The following is a 1,028-nucleotide window of genomic DNA, read 5'->3' on the forward strand; positions in this document are numbered from 1 at the left end:
CGGCCAGCCACCAAAAAGCCGCACCTCTGAAGGCGGCCCGGGCGCTTACGCTGGCTTCGGGGGGCCGTGCGGTGGGCCCGCTTTCGCCGTCGGGCCCCTGCCCCAGATCCTCTGGGCGGCGGCGCACCAGGGCGTGCAGGGGTAGGGTGGTAAGCCCATAGATCAGGGCCAAGGCCACTAGGGCATGGCGCCAGCCCAGGTGTTCCACAAGGAACGTTTCCAGCGGTACAAAGAGCGTGCTGGCCAGCCCCGCCACCATGGTGATCACGAAAGTGGCCTGGTGGCGCCAGCGGCGGAACCACACCGCCACCGCCGCGAAGGCCACCTCGTAAAGGACCATGGCCATGGCCAGGCCCATCCCCACCCAGACCGCGTAGAAGGCCCCCAGATGCCGCACCTGGGACCAGGCAAGAAGCATCAGGCTGCCCAGGAGGGAGCCCAGGAGCAGGGGGCCTCGAGCCCCCCGGTGGTCCACCCAGTGGCCCACGGGGATCGCCATCAGCCCCGAGGCCAGGAGCCCCAGGGCGTAGGCGCTCGAGGTCTGGGCCCGGCTCCAGCCCAGCTCGGCTTCCATGGGCCTGACCAACACCCCGAAGCCGTAGTAGAGGACACCGTAGGAAACGGTGGTGGCCAGGGCCAGCGCCCAAACGATCCTCCAGCCGTAGAAGCGCTTCATGGGATGCTGGCTCTGGCGGGGTTCATCTTAGGGGCCTGGCCTTGCGTTCAGCCGCAGGGGCAACCCCGGGTCGCAGCACCCGGCTTCCTCGGCCCGGTCGGCGGCCTTGCAGGCCACTTGGGGGGGAAGGAGGTGCACCACCAGGGCTTCTCCCTGGACCTCCAGCCCCCCCACCCGGTAGCGGAGGGCGGGGTTTCCGTACTCAAAGCGGAGCTCCGCCGCCCCTTCCAGCGCCACCGAAGCCGCCACGCGGCGGTAGATGCTGAGAAACTTGCGCACCGGCATGAACACGGCCTCCTCCTCGCCCCTCGGGTCCATCAGCTGGATCACGGTTTCGCGCCAGGCGTTGGCC

Annotated in this window: 2 protein-coding genes; both read right to left on the reverse strand. The window is 69.6% G+C overall.

Translation table 11 applies throughout. From position 1 onward, the window contains the following. Positions 1-676: MFS transporter (locus tag ABWU19_RS14885; protein WP_435902412.1), on the reverse strand; the 676-nt coding region annotated here is incomplete at its 3' end. Between the two features lie 27 nt (positions 677-703). Then, positions 704-1,028, reverse strand: a 325-nt coding sequence (locus ABWU19_RS14890; protein WP_435902413.1) for a DUF6428 family protein, incomplete at its 5' end; no start/stop codon positions are given.

The sequence above is a fragment of the Meiothermus cerbereus genome, assembly GCF_051297115.1.
Classification (GTDB): domain Bacteria; phylum Deinococcota; class Deinococci; order Deinococcales; family Thermaceae; genus Meiothermus; species Meiothermus cerbereus_A.